The organism is Saccharopolyspora terrae (genome assembly GCF_004348435.1).
Lineage (GTDB): Bacteria > Actinomycetota > Actinomycetes > Mycobacteriales > Pseudonocardiaceae > Saccharopolyspora > Saccharopolyspora endophytica.
Map to the genome: position 1 here is coordinate 23,129 of NZ_SMKS01000057.1, position 16,551 is coordinate 39,679.

At 71.4% G+C, this 16,551-nt stretch carries 13 protein-coding genes; 8 read left to right on the forward strand and 5 right to left on the reverse strand.

Annotation, left to right across the window (positions count from 1 at the left end):
• Nucleotides 1–39 precede the first annotated feature (39 nt).
• Both E1181_RS24485 and E1181_RS24490 read right to left on the reverse strand, forming a co-directional pair.
• On the reverse strand, nucleotides 40–687 hold the full coding sequence (locus tag E1181_RS24485; protein WP_207922292.1) for a hypothetical protein: 648 nt from the start codon (nucleotides 685–687) through the stop codon (nucleotides 40–42).
• Nucleotides 684–1,727: a helix-turn-helix domain-containing protein gene (locus tag E1181_RS24490; protein ID WP_132678222.1), complete on the reverse strand. Its 1,044-nt coding sequence runs from the start codon at nucleotides 1,725–1,727 to the stop codon at nucleotides 684–686. The genes E1181_RS24485 and E1181_RS24490 overlap by 4 nt, the downstream gene beginning before the upstream one ends.
• Before the next feature lie 401 nt (nucleotides 1,728–2,128).
• Between E1181_RS24490 and E1181_RS24495 the strand changes: the two genes are divergently transcribed.
• From E1181_RS24495 to E1181_RS24505, 3 genes are all read left to right on the forward strand, one after another.
• Nucleotides 2,129–2,836 (forward strand): hypothetical protein, encoded by a 708-nt coding sequence (locus tag E1181_RS24495; protein ID WP_132678224.1) that lies wholly within the window; start codon nucleotides 2,129–2,131, stop codon nucleotides 2,834–2,836.
• Nucleotides 2,833–4,488, forward strand: a complete 1,656-nt coding sequence (locus E1181_RS24500; RefSeq protein WP_132678225.1) for a DNA polymerase Y family protein — start codon at nucleotides 2,833–2,835, stop codon at nucleotides 4,486–4,488. Before E1181_RS24495 ends, E1181_RS24500 begins: the two co-directional genes overlap by 4 nt.
• Nucleotides 4,489–4,564: 76 nt before the next feature.
• Entirely contained in the window at nucleotides 4,565–7,837 is a 3,273-nt protein-coding gene (locus E1181_RS24505) for an error-prone DNA polymerase (protein WP_132678227.1), read from the forward strand.
• Between the two features lie 212 nt (nucleotides 7,838–8,049).
• On the opposite strand, the gene E1181_RS24510 is transcribed toward E1181_RS24505, so the two are convergent.
• Nucleotides 8,050–9,324 (reverse strand): ArgE/DapE family deacylase, encoded by a 1,275-nt coding sequence (locus E1181_RS24510; protein ID WP_132678229.1) that lies wholly within the window; start codon nucleotides 9,322–9,324, stop codon nucleotides 8,050–8,052.
• A 107-nt stretch (nucleotides 9,325–9,431) separates the two neighbouring features.
• Here E1181_RS24510 and E1181_RS24515 point away from each other — a divergent pair, with 107 nt between their 5' ends.
• Complete coding sequence (locus E1181_RS24515; protein ID WP_207918820.1) at nucleotides 9,432–9,893, forward strand: universal stress protein; 462 nt, start codon at nucleotides 9,432–9,434, stop codon at nucleotides 9,891–9,893.
• A gap of 48 nt (nucleotides 9,894–9,941) precedes the next feature.
• Here E1181_RS24515 and E1181_RS24520 read toward each other — a convergent pair whose 3' ends face one another.
• The gene (locus E1181_RS24520; RefSeq protein ID WP_132678233.1) at nucleotides 9,942–10,310 is read right to left on the reverse strand and encodes a VOC family protein; all 369 of its coding nucleotides are present in this window, start codon (nucleotides 10,308–10,310) and stop codon (nucleotides 9,942–9,944) included.
• 42 nt (nucleotides 10,311–10,352) lie between these two features.
• On the opposite strand from E1181_RS24520, the gene E1181_RS24525 reads away from it, so the two are divergent.
• On the forward strand, nucleotides 10,353–10,943 hold the full coding sequence (locus E1181_RS24525; protein ID WP_132678235.1) for a pentapeptide repeat-containing protein: 591 nt from the start codon (nucleotides 10,353–10,355) through the stop codon (nucleotides 10,941–10,943).
• Nucleotides 10,944–11,023: 80 nt separating this feature from the next.
• Here the strand turns inward: E1181_RS24525 and E1181_RS32625 are convergent, their stop codons facing one another.
• The gene (locus E1181_RS32625; protein WP_132678237.1) at nucleotides 11,024–13,516 is read right to left on the reverse strand and encodes a TNT domain-containing protein; all 2,493 of its coding nucleotides are present in this window, start codon (nucleotides 13,514–13,516) and stop codon (nucleotides 11,024–11,026) included.
• A gap of 329 nt (nucleotides 13,517–13,845) precedes the next feature.
• On the opposite strand from E1181_RS32625, the gene E1181_RS24535 reads away from it, so the two are divergent.
• The 3 genes from E1181_RS24535 to E1181_RS24545 are packed head-to-tail and all read left to right on the forward strand — an operon-like array spanning nucleotide 13,846 to nucleotide 16,248.
• On the forward strand, nucleotides 13,846–15,075 hold the full coding sequence (locus tag E1181_RS24535; RefSeq protein WP_132678238.1) for an MFS transporter: 1,230 nt from the start codon (nucleotides 13,846–13,848) through the stop codon (nucleotides 15,073–15,075).
• Between the two features lie 6 nt (nucleotides 15,076–15,081).
• On the forward strand, nucleotides 15,082–15,933 hold the full coding sequence (locus E1181_RS24540; RefSeq protein ID WP_132678240.1) for a bifunctional methylenetetrahydrofolate dehydrogenase/methenyltetrahydrofolate cyclohydrolase: 852 nt from the start codon (nucleotides 15,082–15,084) through the stop codon (nucleotides 15,931–15,933).
• A 24-nt stretch (nucleotides 15,934–15,957) separates the two neighbouring features.
• Nucleotides 15,958–16,248: a DUF3017 domain-containing protein gene (locus E1181_RS24545; protein ID WP_235877009.1), complete on the forward strand. Its 291-nt coding sequence runs from the start codon at nucleotides 15,958–15,960 to the stop codon at nucleotides 16,246–16,248.
• Nucleotides 16,249–16,551 lie beyond the last annotated feature (303 nt).

The following is a 16,551-nucleotide window of genomic DNA, read 5'->3' on the forward strand; positions in this document are numbered from 1 at the left end:
TCTCGGCGGGCGCCCAGGCCTACGTGGGGCTGTACGAATTCACAGCGGTGAGCAGGTCGTCCGCGAGGGCGGCAAAGGCCGGAGCGACGACTGGATCGCCCTGGGAAGCAGTGGCAGCGAGCTGCGCGAGCAGCCCTTGCGGAGTCGCCCCGTGCTCGTGGAAGAGGCTGAGCGCCTGGTCGGTCGCGGAGGCGGCATGGTCGTCCTCCCGGTGCTTCGCGAATCCACGCACGAGGTCGGGGACCTCAATGGCTTGGAGCACTCGGAACACGTCCAGGGCATCTTTCTCCTTGAGGCGATCAGGCTGCCGGTCAACTTCTCGTGCGGAGCGATCCGCGCTGCCCGCGCCGAGGCTTTGGTCGTGCCCGCCTGGTACGGCACCACCATCAGATCGACGGAAACGCCGTTCATCGCCAACCAATGCCCAGGGTTCGGACCGGGAGTGAACCCAGCGGCCCGCATGAGCCCGCCGATCTCCGGGGCGTCAGCGAGTTCGTGGGTGTTGACGGCCAGATCCGCGTCCGTGGTCATCAACGGCACGTTGAGATCAGCCGATCCACTGTGGTGGTAGACGGCTTGGGCACCGACGAGCACGAGGTTGTCGAGGTGGCCGTCGAGCGCGGTGAGCGCGTCGAGCAGTACCCTCCGCGCCGCCACGTACTCCGGAGCAAGATCGTTCACGGTCATTCCTCCTGCTCCTCGCCAGCCTTCAGGAACGCGTCCATGAGCTGCTCTGCCTCCGCATCGGACCGGCCGGCCAAAGTGAGCAAGTCCGCCGTCACGAGCGGGAGGGGTGCCGTTGCGAGGTCGTCTTCGTCGGGTGGAGTCAGAATCTCGGGATCCAACGGCTTCGCGATGACGACGTTCGCAGTCGTCGGGTCTGCCTCGATCAGTCCGAGCGCGCTGACCAGCTCCGCTGGACGTGCGGCGTAGATCGCCAGCAGGCGAATCGCAACCACGGAGGTCAACGACTCCGGCAGCAGCCTGCGCGCGGCAGCTGAACCCGTGATGGCCACGTCGTCCTGATCGGCCAGGCGGGCGAGGGTCCGGTCCAGACCTCGCGGCGCGATGAAGTAGCCCACCGAGGAGTTGGCTGTCGCGAAGGAGTAGTCCTCCGCCCAACGTCTCAGCAGTGCTCGCTGGCGCACCGCGACGACGCCGCCGTTCTCGTCGCGGTCGATGATGCTTTCCGAGGCCAAGGTGATCAGGAGTTTGGAGACCGATCCCGGTGAGACTCCCGCGAGGCCGGCCAAGCCGCGGACCCCCACGGGGAGGTCCGCAGTTGCCAAGGCGCGGATGATCCGGCTCGCGGCGATCCCGTTGAGCCTGGTGATCGCGCTGGTCCGCGGGGCGCGCGGCGAACGTGCAGCACCTTGCCCTGTGAGGAGGACGAGGGGCTCGGCGGAGGTCAACCGCACCCAGCCGGTGGCGTCGGCGAAGCTGAAACCTTCGGAAGTCAGCGCATCGCGCAACACCGGCCCGATGTAGTCCGACAGGTACAGCACAGGCAGGCCGCTCGCTCGGTTCAGCTCGCGGAGGGCCGAAATGAGCAGCGATGTCGGCACCGTTCCGGAACGCTTGACCTCCGCGACGAACGGAACCTTCGTTTCGTTCGGGCCGACGAGTTCAACGACCGCGTCGAAGCGGCGCTCCACTTCGACGGACCTCTTGTCGAGACGCCATGAGGCGGGTAGTAGCTCGGCGATGAGCTCGAGCGCGTCGCTCATCACGGCTGTTTCTCTGTTAATGCCGTTTCCCATGCCGAGAAACAATGTAATTGGAGAAACGATTCGCCTGCAAGTCGCCGCACCACGACGGGGTGCGGCGACAGGACCAAGGTGTCGATGACCAGCGTAAACCTCCAAACTTCGAACGAATGTTCACCCAATCCGGCCATGGTTCTTGACGGGAGGTGGGAGCTGGGGGTTGAATAAAGATATTCGAACTGAAGTTCGAGATCGGAAAACGGCCGGTGTCGGGGTCGGCCGCTCCGATGGAGTTCGGCGCTGTGATCCGGGTGCAGGCGCAGTGCTGACTCCACCGCTGCCTTCCCCGCAGCGGCTGTGTTCGTGGGTGCCCGCGCCGGGGTCGGGCACCCACCGCGGTCACGTATGTGGGGAGGGCGGCGATGTCCGCGACGGTGTCTTCGGCGGCGTTGAGCGCGCCCACGGCTGACGGGGTGTCCGTGGGTGTGCCGCGCGTCGAGGCGGGCGGTGTCCCGGGTGCGGGCCGGGTGCTGCCGACGCGGGCGGAACTCGCCACCGTGCTGCCATGGCCAGGTTTGCGCCGTGGCAGCACGGTGGCGGTGCACGGATCGGTGTCGCTACTCTTCGCGCTGCTGTCCGAGGCGACGTCGAACGGTTCCTGGGCGACCGTGGTGGGCCTGCCCGGGATCAACCTGGTCGCCGCCGCTGAGGCCGGGGTCGCGCTGGAACGGCTCGCGGTGGTGCCGCGGCCGGGCTCCGACCCGGCGGGCGTGATCGCCGCGCTGCTGGACGGTGTCGACCTGGTCGTGGTCGGCGGAACCGGGCAGGTGCTCGACGCCGATGCCCGCAGGCTCTCCGCGCGGGCCCGCAACCGAGGCTCGGTGCTGCTGCCGTTCGGTCGTTGGCCGGGTGCGGAGGTGCAGCTGCGCTGCTCCGGCTCGCGCTGGCGCGGACTGGGGCATGGACACGGTCACCTGCGGGAGCGCGATGTCACGGTGAGCGCGGAAGGGCGTGGCGCGGCGTCGAAACCGCGTTCCTGCCGGTTGCTGCTGCCGTCTCGCGACGGTTCGCTCGCCGGGGTCGAAGAACGTCCCGTCGCGCGGGCGCACCTGCGCGCGGTGGCCGGGTGAGCGACGTGCCCGCCCGCAGAATCGTCGTGTGGTGCCCGGACTGGCCGGTGGTGGCCGCTTCGCGCGCCGCCGAACTCGAACCACTCGTCCCCGCAGCGGTTTTCGCCGCGAACCGGGTCGTCGCCTGCTCGGCGACCGCCCGGGACAGCGGCGTGCGCAGGGGGATGCGCCGCCGCGAGGCGCAGGGCCGCTGCCCGGAACTCGTGGTCTGCGAACACGATCCGGCGCGAGACGTGCGGTTCTTCGAGCCGGTCGTGATCGCCGTCGAGGAGCTGGTGCCCGGTGTCGAGGTCGTCCGGCCCGGGCTGGTCGCCGTCCCCGCTCGAGGCCCCGCCCGCTACTTCGGTGGCGAGGAGGTCGCGGCGGAGAAGCTCGTCGACGAGATCGACGCGCAGACCGGTGTCGAGTGCCGGATCGGTGTCGCCGACGGGCTGTTCGCCGCGATCCTCGCCGCCCGCCACGCGCGGCACGTCGAACCCGGTGGCAGCCGGGAGTTCCTCGCGCCGCTGCCGATCGAGGAGATCGAGCAGCTCGCCGACCGCCTCGGGCAGAAGCAGGCGGCGGCGCAGCCGGAGCTCGTGGACCTGTTGCGCCGACTGGGGATCGGCACCCTCGGCGAGTTCGCGGCGCTCGGGTCCTCGGACGTGGCGACCCGGTTCGGCCCTGCCGCCGTGCTGGCCCACCGGGCGGCGGGAGGGCAGGAGGAGCGCCCGGTCAAGCGGCGGCGGCCCCCGCCCGAGCTGGTCGTCACCGAGGAGCTCGACCCACCGGTGGACCGGGTCGACCGGGCCGCGTTCGTGGCCAAGGTGCTCGCCGACGAACTGCACGCCAAGCTGGGCGATCTCGGCCTCGCCTGCACTCGGCTGGGCATCTCGGCGCGCACCGGCAATGGCGAGGAGCTGCACCGGGTCTGGCGCTGCGCGGAACCGCTGACACCGGCGGCCACCGCCGACCGGGTTCGCTGGCAGCTCGACGGCTGGCTCAACGGACGCAGCCGCAAGGGCAAGCCCACCGCCGGGCTCGACGAGCTGAGCCTGCGCCCCGAAGAGGTGGTCGGCGCGGGAGGTCTGCAGCTGGACCTGCTCAGCGCGGCCACCGGCGAAGCCGCGGCCAGAGCGGGCCGGGCCTTCGCGCGGGTGCAGGGCATGCTCGGCCCGGAGGCCGTGCTGACCGGTGTTCTCGGCGGTGGCCGGGACCCGCGCGACCAGGTGCGATTCGTGCCGTGGGGCGATGAGCGGCGCGCTGCGCTGCCCGTCGAACCGCCGTGGCCGGGCCGGATCCCGGCTCCGTCGCCGACGGTGGTGCCGGGCGATCCGTGGCCGGCCCGGGTGCTCGACGCCTCGGGCGAACCGGTGTGGATCACCGGCAGGTTGGGGCTGTCCGCCGCGCCGCAGGCGGTCGAGGTCGGTGGTGGCAGGTCTCGCGCGGTGGCGGGCTGGGCCGGGCCGTGGCCGGTGACCGAGCGGTGGTGGGTGGACCTGCTGGCCGGTGGATCCGGCCAGACCGCGCCGGATTCGCAGGTCCCGCCGCGCGCGCTGGTCCGGCTCCAGGTCGTGCTGGTCCCGGAGTCCTCGGACCGGGAATCCGACGAGGTGGCGCTGCTCCTGGTGCACGAGCGCGGGGACTGGTGGGTCCAGGGGACCTACCGCTGAGCCGACGAACACTCGTTCGAGTGGAAGCTCGGCTGTTCGGTAGCGCCGATCGTTCGAACAGGAGTTCACTAGGTTCATGAGCTGGTTCAACCCTCCCCAGAGCTGGTCGGAGCTGGAGAAGGCCCTCTCCGGCGAGGCGTTGCCGCCCCGCGACGACGCTCCGCCGTCGCGACCGCGCGCGGAGCATCGCGCGGCCGGAAGAAGCCCGGCGCCGCCCGGCGACCGGGTGCCCTACGCCGAGCTGCACGCGCACTCCAACTTCAGCTTCCTCGACGGTGCCGCCCACCCCGAGGAGCTGATCGAGGAGGCCGCGCGGCTCGGCTTGGAGGCGATCGCGCTCACCGACCACGACGGGCTCTACGGCGTGGTGCGGTTCGCCGAGGCCGCCAAGGAGCACGACGTGCGCACGGCGTTCGGCGCCGAGCTGAGCCTGGGGCTCACACAGCCGCAGAACGGCATCCCCGACCCCGAGGGCGGGCACCTGCTGGTGCTGGCCCGCGACCTCGACGGGTACGCCTCGCTGTGCCGCGCGATCAGCAACGCTCAGCTGCGCGGCGAGGAGAAGGGGCGCCCGGAGTACCGGTTGGAGGAGCTGGCGGCCGAGGCCGCCGGGCACTGGCAGGTGCTCACCGGCTGCCGCAAGGGTGCGGTGCGGTCGGCGCTGGCGACCGGCGGGATGGACGCGGCTGCGGTCGAACTCGACCGGCTGGTCGGGCTCTTCGGCCGCGAGCACGTCACCGTCGAGCTCACTGACCACGGGCTGCCCACCGACTCGGTGCGCAACGACGCGCTCGCGGAGCTCGCCGATCGCGCCGGACTGTCCACAGTGGCCTCCACCGGTGCGCACCTGGCGGGGCCGGACCGGGCGCGGCTGGCGAGCGTCGTCGCGGCCGTCCGCGCGCGGCGCAGCCTGGACGACGTGGACGGGTGGCTGCCGGCCTGGGCGGGCAACCACCTGCGCTCCGGTGCCGAGATGGCCGAGCGCTTCGCCCGCTACCCGGGCGCGGTGCAGCGGGCCGCCGAGCTGGGCAAGTCCTTCGCCTTCGACCTGAGCCTGGTGGTCCCGCAGCTGCCGCCGTTCGACGTGCCGCACGGCCACACCGAGGTCAGCCACCTGCGGGAACTGGCCTACCTCGGCGCGCTCGACCGCTACGGGCCGCCGCAGGCGGCACCGGAGGCGTACCGGCAGATCGAGCACGAGCTGGCGGTGATCGAGAAGCTCGAGTTCCCCGGTTACTTCCTGGTGGTGCACGACATCGTCGACTTCTGCCGCCGCCAGGACATCCTCTGCCAGGGCAGGGGATCGGCGGCGAACTCGGCGGTGTGCTTCGCGCTGCGCATCACCAACGCCGACCCGGTGCGCTACCAGCTGCTGTTCGAGCGGTTCCTCGCGCCGGAACGCGACGGGCCGCCGGACATCGACATCGACATCGAGTCCGACCGGCGCGAGGAGGTCATCCAGTACGTCTACGCCAAGTACGGCCGCACGCACGCCGCGCAGGTCGCCAACGTCATCGGCTACCGGCCGAAGTCCGCGGTGCGCGACGTCGCCCGCGCGCTCGGCTACTCGCCCGGCCAGCAGGACGCCTGGAGCAAGGAGATCGAGCACTGGGGCCCGCTGCCCGAGGACTCCGAGATCCCCGGCGCGGTGCGCGAACTCGCCGACGAGCTCATGGGTTTCCCGCGCCACCTGGGCATTCACTCCGGTGGCATGGTGATCTGCCATCAGCCGGTCAGCGAGGTGTGCCCGGTGGAGTGGGCCCGGATGCCCGGCCGGACCGTGCTGCAGTGGGACAAGGACGACTGCGCCACCGTCGGGCTGGTCAAGTTCGACCTGCTCGGCCTGGGCATGCTCTCGGCGCTGCACTACGCCATCGACATGACCCGCGAGCACCACGGCCTCGACGTCGACCTCGGCGAGCTGGACCTGTCCGACCCCGAGGTGTACGCGATGCTGTGCGAGGCCGACGCGATCGGGGTGTTCCAGGTGGAGAGCCGCGCGCAGCTGGCCACGCTCCCCCGGCTGAAACCTCGCGAGTTCTACGACCTGGTGGTCGAGGTCGCGCTGATCAGACCCGGCCCGATCCAGGGCGGATCGGTGCACCCCTACATCCGGCGCCGCAACGACGAGGAGGACTGGGACTACGACCACCCCCTGATGAAGGGCGCGCTGCAGAAGACCCTGGGGGTCCCGCTGTTCCAGGAGCAGCTGATGCAGCTGGCCGTCGACGTCGCCGGGTTCAGCCCGTCCGAAGCCGACCAGCTGCGCCGGGCCATGGGCGCCAAGCGCTCCGCGGAACGCATGGAACGCCTGCGGGACAGGCTCTTCGAGGGCATGGCCGCCAACGGCATCGACGACGACCTGGCCGAGCACATCTACCGCCGCATGCTGGCCTTCGCCAACTACGGCTTCCCGGAGAGCCACGCGCTGAGCTTCGCGCTGCTGGTGTTCGCCAGCGCCTGGTTCAAGCGCTACTACCCGGCGGCGTTCTGCGCGGCACTGCTCAAGGCGCAGCCGATGGGCTTCTACTCGCCGCAGTCGCTGGTCGCCGACGCGCGCAGGCACGGAGTCGTGGTGCGCGGACCGGACATCAACGCCAGCCGGGTGCACGCCGACCTGGAACCGGACGCGACCAGCACCGGGCACCAGGCGGTCCGGATCGGCCTGTCGTCGGTGCGCAAGCTCGGCGAGGACCTCGCCGAGAAGCTGACCGCCGAACGCGCCGCGCACGGGCCGTTCGCCGACATGGCCGACGTGGCGCGGCGAGTGCGGCTGAACGCACCGCAGATGGAGGCGCTGGCCACCGGCGGTGCTTTCGACTGCTTCGGCCTGACCCGGCGCGAAGCGCTGTGGAACGCCGCGGCGGCGGCCCGCGAACGACCAGACCGGCTGCCCGGCACCACCGTCTCGTCGGACGCCCCGGCCCTGCCCGGGATGGACGGCGTTGAGAAGGCGGCGGCCGACGTGTGGGCGACGGGGGTGTCGCCGGACAGCTTCCCGCTGCAGTTCGTCCGAGCCCGGCTCGACGAGCTCGGCGCGCTACCGGCCGCGCGTCTGTCCGAAGTGGAGCACGGCACCCGGGTGCTGGTGGGCGGAGCCGTGACGCACCGGCAACGCCCGTCGACCGCGGGCGGCATCACCTTCCTGAACCTGGAGGACGAGACCGGAACGGTCAACGTCGTCTGCTCACCCGGGCTGTGGGCCCGGTACCGGAAGGTCGGGCGCACGAGTGCCGCGTTGTTGGTGCGCGGCGTGATCGAGCGAACCGAGGAGGTGATCAACCTGCGTGCTGATCGGCTTCAGAAGCTGAACATCCGCGTCCCGTCGGAATCTCGCGACTTCCATTGACAACTGCTCAGTGGTTTCTTTGCTCAGCGGTGCGGGTAGCGGAACCTGAGCGGCTCTCTGGCTCCGGGATCCGAGACTTGTGTATGACCAATACACGGCGCTACGGCTGTCCTCCCCAGAGAACCGCTCAGAACCCGCGGCGGTGCCGGTTGCTGGGGTGGGGTACTGAGAAAGCACCTTCGGTGCTTGCCTGACGAGGTTGGGGTTGGGTTTCAGGCGATTCCGCACCTGCGGATGGCCAGGAGGGCGAAGGTGCGGGCGCACTGCTCCAGGTCGGCGATGCTGACGTGCTCGTCGTCGGCGTGCGCGTAGCGCACGTCGCCCGGGCCGTACTGCAGCGTCGGCATGCCGGTGGCTGCGTACTGGCGCAGGTCCGAGCCGTAGGGCGCGCCCACGACCTCCGGGACGGGGCCGCCGGCGGCGACGATCGCCTCGCGGGTCTCGTCCAGCAGCGGGTGCCCTTCGGGGAACCGGCCGCTGGCGAAGATGCCGCCCGGCCAGGTGACGCGGACCGGGTGCTCGGCCAGCCACGGGTCGGTCGCGCAGGCTTCGGCGACGGCGGCGGCGAACTCGGTCTTGGCCTGCTCGACGGACTCGCCCAGCCGCACGCCGTAGCGGCCCTCGGCGACCGCGAGGTCCGGGACGGTGCTGGCCCAGTCGCCGACGCGGGCTGTGCCGACCGACAGCGGGTACGGGATCTCCAGGTGCTCCACCAGCGGATCGGGATCGACGTTGCGCCGGGTCTCCAGCTCGCGCAGCACCGGCAGCATCTCGGCCAGCTTGTCGAGCGCGTTGACACCCCGGTAGCGGGTGGAACCGTGCGTGCTCTGCCCGGGGATCTCCAGCCGGAACGTCAGCGAACCGCCGTTGGCCGCCACGATGGTGTTCTGGGTCGGTTCGGCGATGACGCACGCCTCGCCGCGGTGGCCGCGCTGCAGCGTGGCGAACGCGCCGAGACCGCCGTCCTCCTCGGCGACGACCGCGTGCACCGCGACCGGCCGGGCCAGCTCGACACCCGCGTTGCGCAGCGCCGTCAGGGCGCCGAGGAAGGCGACCACGCCGCCCTTCATGTCGCAGGTGCCGCGACCGGCGGCGACGCCGTCGGAGATGCGCAGCGCGTACGGGTCGCGGTTCGGCCAGCGGTCCAGGTCGCCGGGCGGCACCACGTCGGTGTGCCCGCAGAACACCAGCGCCGGGTCGCCCTCGCCGCTGACGCCGACGCAGCCGTAGGCCTCGTCCCGGTGAGCCTCCTGGCCGGGGAAGTCGGGATGCTCGGAGAGTGCGCGGACGTCGATGCGCCAGTGGTCGACCCGGTGGCCGAGCGCGGAAAGGCGGTCCGCGCACCACTGCTGGGCGTCGTGCTCGGCGGTGCTGCCTCCGACGCTGGGGATGGCCACCAGTTCGCGGAGGTCGTCGACGATGGCGTCGATGTCCACGGCGTCCAGGGCACGCTGTTCGGCTTCGGTGCGGGGCTCCACTGCGGTCACGCAGCAGAACCTAACGCGGCACCCCCGGCCTGCGGGAGACCCGTCGGCAAATCGCCTCGGACCCGGCGAAGGGACCACGACCCCCGGGCACTGAGTACCATTCCGGCGTGGCCGAAGGCGACAGCACCAAGCGTGAATTCGAGATCGGCAAGGACGGTCTGGGCGGCATCGTCGTTGGCATGGACGGCAGCCCGGCCAGCTTCCACGCCGCGGCGTGGGCGGCGGGTCTCGCCCGGCGGGAGCGCGCGCGTCTCGTGCTGGTCTACGTGGAGGCCGTGGGCGGCGTCGCCTACTGGTCCCCGATGGGCGTCGCGGTGGCCAGCGAGGCCGCTGAGTCCCTGGTGGAGGAGCTCAAGCAGGAGGTCGTCTCGCACCTCAAGTGGGTGGACATCGACTGGGACTTCGTGCACCACCGGGGTGATCCGGCGGTGGGCCTGGAACAGGTCGCCGAGCAGTACCGCGCGGATCTGATCGTCGTCGGCCGCTCGCGCCGGAGAGGCGGTCTGCTCGGCACGGTCCCGGCGACGCTGGTGGTGGAAGCGGTCCGCCCGGTCGTCGTCGTCCCCTGAGTCGGAACGGCCCCGCCGCGTTCGCGAACAGCTCCCGGCCGCGAAGCCTCAGGCCGAACTTGCCCGCTCCTGGTGGGACAGGGTGTTGACGACGGTGCCGCTCGGGTCGCGGTGGAAGAACCTCCGCACGCCCCACGGCTCGTCGGTCAGCGGGTGCACGATCTCGACGCCCCGCTCCACCGCGGCCGCGTGGGCGGCGTCGACGTCGTCGACCTCGACGGAGATGTCCGGGTGCTCGGGAGCGCTGGCGTCCTCGGTGATCAGCGCGAGCTGGCGCTTCCGGTCTTCGGGGGAGCAGAGCGTGACGATCCAGCCCATGTCCATCACCACCTCGAAACCGAGCACGTGAACGTAGTGATCACGCGTGGCGGCGATGTCGGTGGCCCTGATGTTGGGAACGACTCGGTGGATTCGCACGGTGCCTCCGGTGTTGTCGAGCGCTCGTGCCAGGGTGTGACCATGACGAGCGCGGTCGGCGAGGACTTCCAGGACGCGATCTTGCCGGATCAGGAGTGGTCCGGCCGGGTCTTCGAGCAATGCGTGTTCACCGACGCCGACCTGACCGGTCTGAAGACCCGCAACTGCGTGTTCACCGACTGCGATTTCACCGGCGCCGACCTCAACAACTCCTCGCACGTCGCCAGCGCGTTCCGGTCCTGCAAGTTCGAGCGCACGGTCTTCGGCAAGAGCAGCTTCGACGGGTGCAGCCTGCTCGGGTCCAGCTTCGTCGACTGCCGGCTGCGGTCGCTGAAGGTCCGCGAGACCGATCTGACCTTGGTCGCGATGGGCCGCTGCGACCTGCGTGACGTCGATCTGCACGGGGCCCGCTTCCGGGAGGCCAACCTCACCGAGTGCGATCTGCGCGGCTGCGATCTCAGCGAAGCGGACTTCAGCGGGGCGCGGATGCTCGGCGCGCGCCTCAACAACGCCGACCTCCGGGACGCCCGCCTCGACGCCGACGCCCTGGTCCAGGCGAACCTGCGGGGCGCTCGGGTCGACACCGCCCTGGCCCTGTCCTTCGCAGCGGCCCACGGCCTGCACCTGGACTGACCGGCCTCGCCGAGCTGAGAGCAGCACAACGAAAAGAGGGCCCGCCCCCGAGCTGGGGAAGGGCCCTCTCTCAACCGGTCTCACTCCATGGGCGGACGCTCGCCCGACGGCATCTCGGCGAGGGTGCCGTCGGCGATGAGGTCGCTGACCGCGGCCGGGAGCACGAACGCGGTGCCGCCGCCGGGCTGCTCGAACCACGCGACCGCGGTGCCCCGCAGCGCCTGGATCGGGCGCTGCACCCGGTAGGCCGAGTAGGTCCGGTTGGACCACTGCGGCGGCAGCGAGCGGTGCGTGTACGGCGTGCGCACGGTGTACAGCACGTTGCCGTTGGGCTCACCGAAGCGGTCGAGCTCGGTGCCCGGCTGCAGCATGACGATCCGGCGGTCCCGGTACAGCGTCAGCGGCGGTTCGCCGTTGAGCGGCTGGATCTGCTGACCCTGCTGGGCCTGGCCGTTGGGCGCAGCCTGCGGCTGGCCCTGCGGGGGCTGCTGACCCTGCTGCGGGCGCGGCGGTCCGGGCGGCGGGCCCTGCCGCTGCGGACCGGCCATGCCGGGGCCACCGGGCCCGGGACGACGCTCGGCGCCACCGACCGGACCCTGCTGCGCGGCGGGGCCGGCGGCCGGGGGAACCGGCGCGTTGCTGTCCCGGCGCGGCTGGCGCTTGGGCAGCGGGTTGGACCCCGGCGCCCCACCGGCCTGCGGCTGCACCGGGTTCCCCGCGGGCGGGGACGGCGGAGCCTGCGGCGGAAGCGGGCGGTCCATCGACGGCGCCGGCTGGAACCGGGTCGGCTCCTCGGCGGGCGTCGGCGGTGCCTGCGGTGCCGGCTCCTGGGACGCCTGCGGCGCCTCCTGGTTGGCGGTGAACAGGGGGTTCCCACCGGTGCTCGGGCCCGACTGCTCCGGCTCGCGCGCGGCGCGCTGGGGCAGTTCAGACGCCTGCGGCGTGCGCTGCGGCAGGTCGGCTGACGGCTCCGGGGTGCGCTTGGGCAGCTCGGAGGCAGGTTCCGGGGTCCGCTGCGGGAGGTCGGCGGGCTCCTGCTGACCGCGCTGCGGCAGGTCGGCCGGTTCCGGCGTGCGCTGCGGGAGCTCGCTGGCGGGCTCCGGGGTGCGCTGCGGGAGGTCGGCCGGTTCCTGCGGCGTGCGCTGCGGGAGTTCGGGTTCCGGCGCGGCGCGCTGCGGCAGGTCGGCGACCTCGGGGGCGGCCGGTGTCGGAGCGACCGGAGCCGACGCGGTCGGCTGCTCCATCAGCAGCTTGCCGAGCAGGTACGCGGCGGCGTGGTCGACGCGGGCGAACCGGACGTCCTCGCTGCCGGTGACGACCCAGTCGTCGCCGTCCTGCACCAGGCAGTGGGCGTCCGCGCTGCGGCTGCCCAACCGGTAGGCGTCGCTGTCCACCTGGAAGTCGGACAGCCGGTCGTGCAGCTGCGCCAGCACTTCCTGGGCGTCGGGCGCGTCGTCGTCCTCGTCAAGGACGTGCCGCGAACCGGAGGCCGACGGTGCGTCGTCCTCGATGAGCTCGTCGGCGGGCTCGGGGACCTCGGCGACCTCGGGCTCACCAGCGGTGGAACCGATCGCGGCGGCGCCGACGGCGGCAGCCCCCGCCCCGGCGGCCACCCCGGCGCCCACGCCGAGCGCGGAGCCCCCGGAGTTCGACTCGGGTTCGTCGGCCGGCTCGTCGTCGGGCTGGTCCACCAGTTCGCTGATGGCCGCTTGGCGGGTCGCGTCGTCGACGTCGCCGACGGTGAAGCCGCGGCTGCGGACGTGCTCGACCAGCGCCGATTCCGGCGGCATGCCGTACTGGGCCAGGTAGTAGGCCACCGAACCCGGCCACAACCAGGTGCCGTCGGTGTGCCAGGTGCCCGGGACGGTCTGGGAGCGCTCGGGGTCGAAGTGGTCCTCTTCGTTCTCCTGGGAGGCCAGCACGACCGGAGCGTTCTCCAGGTACTGCCGCAGCGCGCCGACCTCGTCGGCGGGCACCGGGCGGCGCTTGGACACCACCGGGCGACCTTCGTCGTCGACGTCGTCGAAGACGTTGGTGATCCGGAAGCGGCCGGAGCCGATGGTGGCGGAGGAGAACTCGTCCTCGAGCCCCGCGACCGTGTCGGGAACCACGGGGGTCTCCTCGGCCTGCGGGGATGCGGTGCCGTCGACCCGTTCCTGCATCCAGTCCGGGATGTTGTCCTCGGACCGCGGGTAGCGGCGAAGTTCGTCGACGTAGGCCGCGCGGGGCAGCGGGCGCTGCCACTGCGGCTCGGTGTCGAAGTTGATATCGATTCGGTAACTGGACGGGCGCTCGACCACGTAGAGCGCGCTCAACCAGGTGCCCACGTCGGGGCGGTACATGCCCTCCCGGAGGCGCTCGAAGATCTCGCGCAGCTCGACCGGCGGCTCAAGCGAGCGTGAACTGCCGTCCTGCGCGGTGAGCTCACCCAGCAGGTCGGTGTATTCGCCGGTGGCGCGGTACTCCACCGTGATCTCCTGCCAGTCCTCAGGAGCGCCTTGTAAAAGCAGAACACCGATCTTGCGGGCGATCTGCTCCTGCTCTTCCGGACTGATCGCTGTCGGACGCGACATGGGTGACATCCTCCCCCTCTCGACGAGGCAACCCGACTCCACCCCGCCGAAACGCTACTCGACGCGGGCCCGGCGTTGTGCGCTGTGTGTGACATCCGCGCCGCCGTTGATCGTCTTGTGGCGGTTTTCAAGATCACCCTGGGTGAGACGGGTGATCTCGCCCCAGAGCTTGCCTGCTGAAAGTTCGAATGAACATCACACCACCAGGTGTATTGGATCAGCGAGGGGGTCCGAAAAACCAGTAGCGGTACGCCCGTGCCGAACGCCACAGTTATCACGTGCTGCGTCCCTACCGGCTACTGGCCGCTGTCCCACACGCTCCGTCACTGATGGGCTTCGGTCTGCTCGCGCGCCTCTACATCCCGGCTCAGGTGATGGTCCTGACGTTCCTGATCGCCGAGTGGACCGGTTCGTACGCGATCGGCGGCGCGGTCTGCACGGCCATGACCATCGGCCAGGCCATCGCCGGTCCGGTGCGCGGCCGTGCCGCCGACCGCACCTCGGTCGTGAAAGTGCTGGTGGTGAGCGGGTTCTTCCAGTCGGCCGGATTCGCGGCGATGATCGTGACCACGCACCGGCTGGACGGGGAGCACTGGTGGCTGATGCTGCTGGTCGGGTTCGCCACGGGCCTGGCGTCGCCGCCGCTGGGGCAGGTGGCGCGCTCGATGTGGCCGCGGATCACCGAGGGCGAGGCGCGCGAGGCCGCTTACGCGGTCGAGGCGACGCTGCAGGAGCTGCTCTACGTGGTGGCGCCGATGCTGGCGACGTTCGTGGTGGCGGCGTGGAGCCCGTCGGTGGCGCTGTCGGTGCTGGCGGCCTGGGCGCTGATCGGTCCCGGTCTGTTCGCCTCGGCGTGCTGGCGGGCGGGGATTCGCGGCGGGCTGGGCGGCGGTGCCGCACCAGGACGTTCGGCGGGCCTGGTGCGGGTGCGGGGTTTCGTGTCGATGATGTGCTTCTTCAGCCTGTCCGTCGGTGCGCTGGTCTCGGTGGACCTGGTCCTCGTCGGCTGGGCCCGCGAGCGGGGTGAGCCCGGCATGGCGGGGGTCATGGCGACGATGTGGGCGCTGGGGTCGCTGGTGGGCGGTCTGGTGATGGGCGGTTTCCCGCGCTACCGCTTGGGAGTTCGCTCCGGGCTGGCCGCGCTCGGCCTGTGCGCGCTGGTCCCGGCGCTGCCGCCGGTGTCCAGCGGATCGCCGTGGGTGATCGGGGCGATCCTGGCGGTCGGCGGTGCGGCGATCGCGCCGCTGCTGGCGGCCTCCAACGGTCGGCTGGCGGATCTGGCGCCGCCGGAACGCCGCGGCGAGGCGTTCGGCTGGACGACCACCGCGAGCACGATGGGCATCGCGATCGCCAATCCGCTGGTGGGCTCGATGATGGACCGCGGCGGCCCGGCCCTGGCCGGGGCGGCGTGCGCAGCGATGGGGGTCGCCGCGTTCGGCGTGGTGCAGGTGCACCTGCGCCGCTCCGGTCCGCTGCGGCCCGCCTCGGAAGTCGTGGGAGAAGTGGCGGAGAAAACTGCGGACCGGCGAGGTCAAGCCGCGACCGATCTGCCACGATGAGCAGCTGTGAGCGCGACGATTCTCGACGGCAAGGCCACCAAGGACGCGATCTTCGAGGAGCTGCGACCCCGCGTCGCCCGGCTCGTCGAGCGAGGGCAGGCCCCGGGCCTGGCAACGGTGCTGGTAGGGGACGACCCGGGTTCGCACTCCTACGTGCGCGCCAAGCACAACGACTGCGCGAAGGTCGGCATCAAGTCGATCCGCAAGGACCTGCCCGCCGACGTCAGCCAGGCTGACGTGGAGGCGGTGATCGACGAACTCAACGCCGATCCCGAGTGCACCGGCTACATCGTGCAGCTGCCGCTGCCCAAGCACCTCGACGCCGGACCGCTGCTGGAGCGCATGGCCCCGGCCAAGGACGCCGACGGCCTGCACCCGATCAGCCTCGGCCGCCTGGTGCTGGGCGAGGAGGCTCCGCTGCCGTGCACCCCGCGCGGCATCATCGAGCTGCTGCGCCGCCACGACGTCGAGCTCAACGGCGCGCGCGTGGCGGTCGTCGGTCGCGGCATCACCGTCGGCCGCCCGATCGGCCTGCTGCTGACCCGCCGCAGCGAGAACTCCACGGTGACCCTGTGCCACACCGGCACCAAGGACCTGACCTCGGAGATCTCCCGCGCGGACGTGGTCGTCGCGGCCGCCGGCGTGCCGAACCTGATCACCGCGGACATGGTCAAGCCGGGCGCGGCCGTGCTCGACGTGGGCGTCACGCGCACCGAGGACGGGCTGGCCGGTGACGTGCACCCGGACGTCTCCGAGGTCGCCGGTTTCCTGTCGCCGAACCCCGGTGGCGTCGGCCCGATGACCCGCGCGATGCTGCTGACCAACGTCGTCGAGGCGGCCGAGCGCAACCTGGGCTGAGTTCGGCGCGGGGACTGGAGGAACGTGAGCGACTGGATCCCGGACAGGTACCGGCTGTCCGTCCACGTGCCGTTCGGCCTGGTGTGCGGCATCGGGCTGATCGGTTTTCTGCTGGTGGCCCTGCAGCACTGGCGTCGCGGCACGGTCGTGCTCGGTCTGGCGCTGCTGGTGGCGGCCGGGCTGCGCGCGGTGATCCCGGACGAGCGCGCCGGTCTGCTGGCCATCCGCAGCCGCGTCGTGGACATGCTGCTCTACAGCGGTTTCGGCGTGGTCATCATCTCCATCGCCATGACCATCAGAGGCCTGTTCGGCTGACGAGAACTCCAAGAGGCAGGCGCCCCACCAGGGACGCCTGCCTCTTTCACGTCCACAAAAGACAGTCCAAACCAGAGCAACCCGACCGCGGCGACCCCAACCGACCCCGCCCCAATCCCAACCCGGATTACCGCCGTAGTTGGGGCCCTGAAAACTGCGGTATTCGGGGTCCCGGGCCGGAACATCGCCGTGGTTCTAACCCGGATTACCGCCGTATTCGGGGTTGGGAGACGGATTACTGCCGTAATCGGGGACCCGAAAACTGCTGTAATCCGGGATCTGAACTGGGCCGGGGCTCGGGGG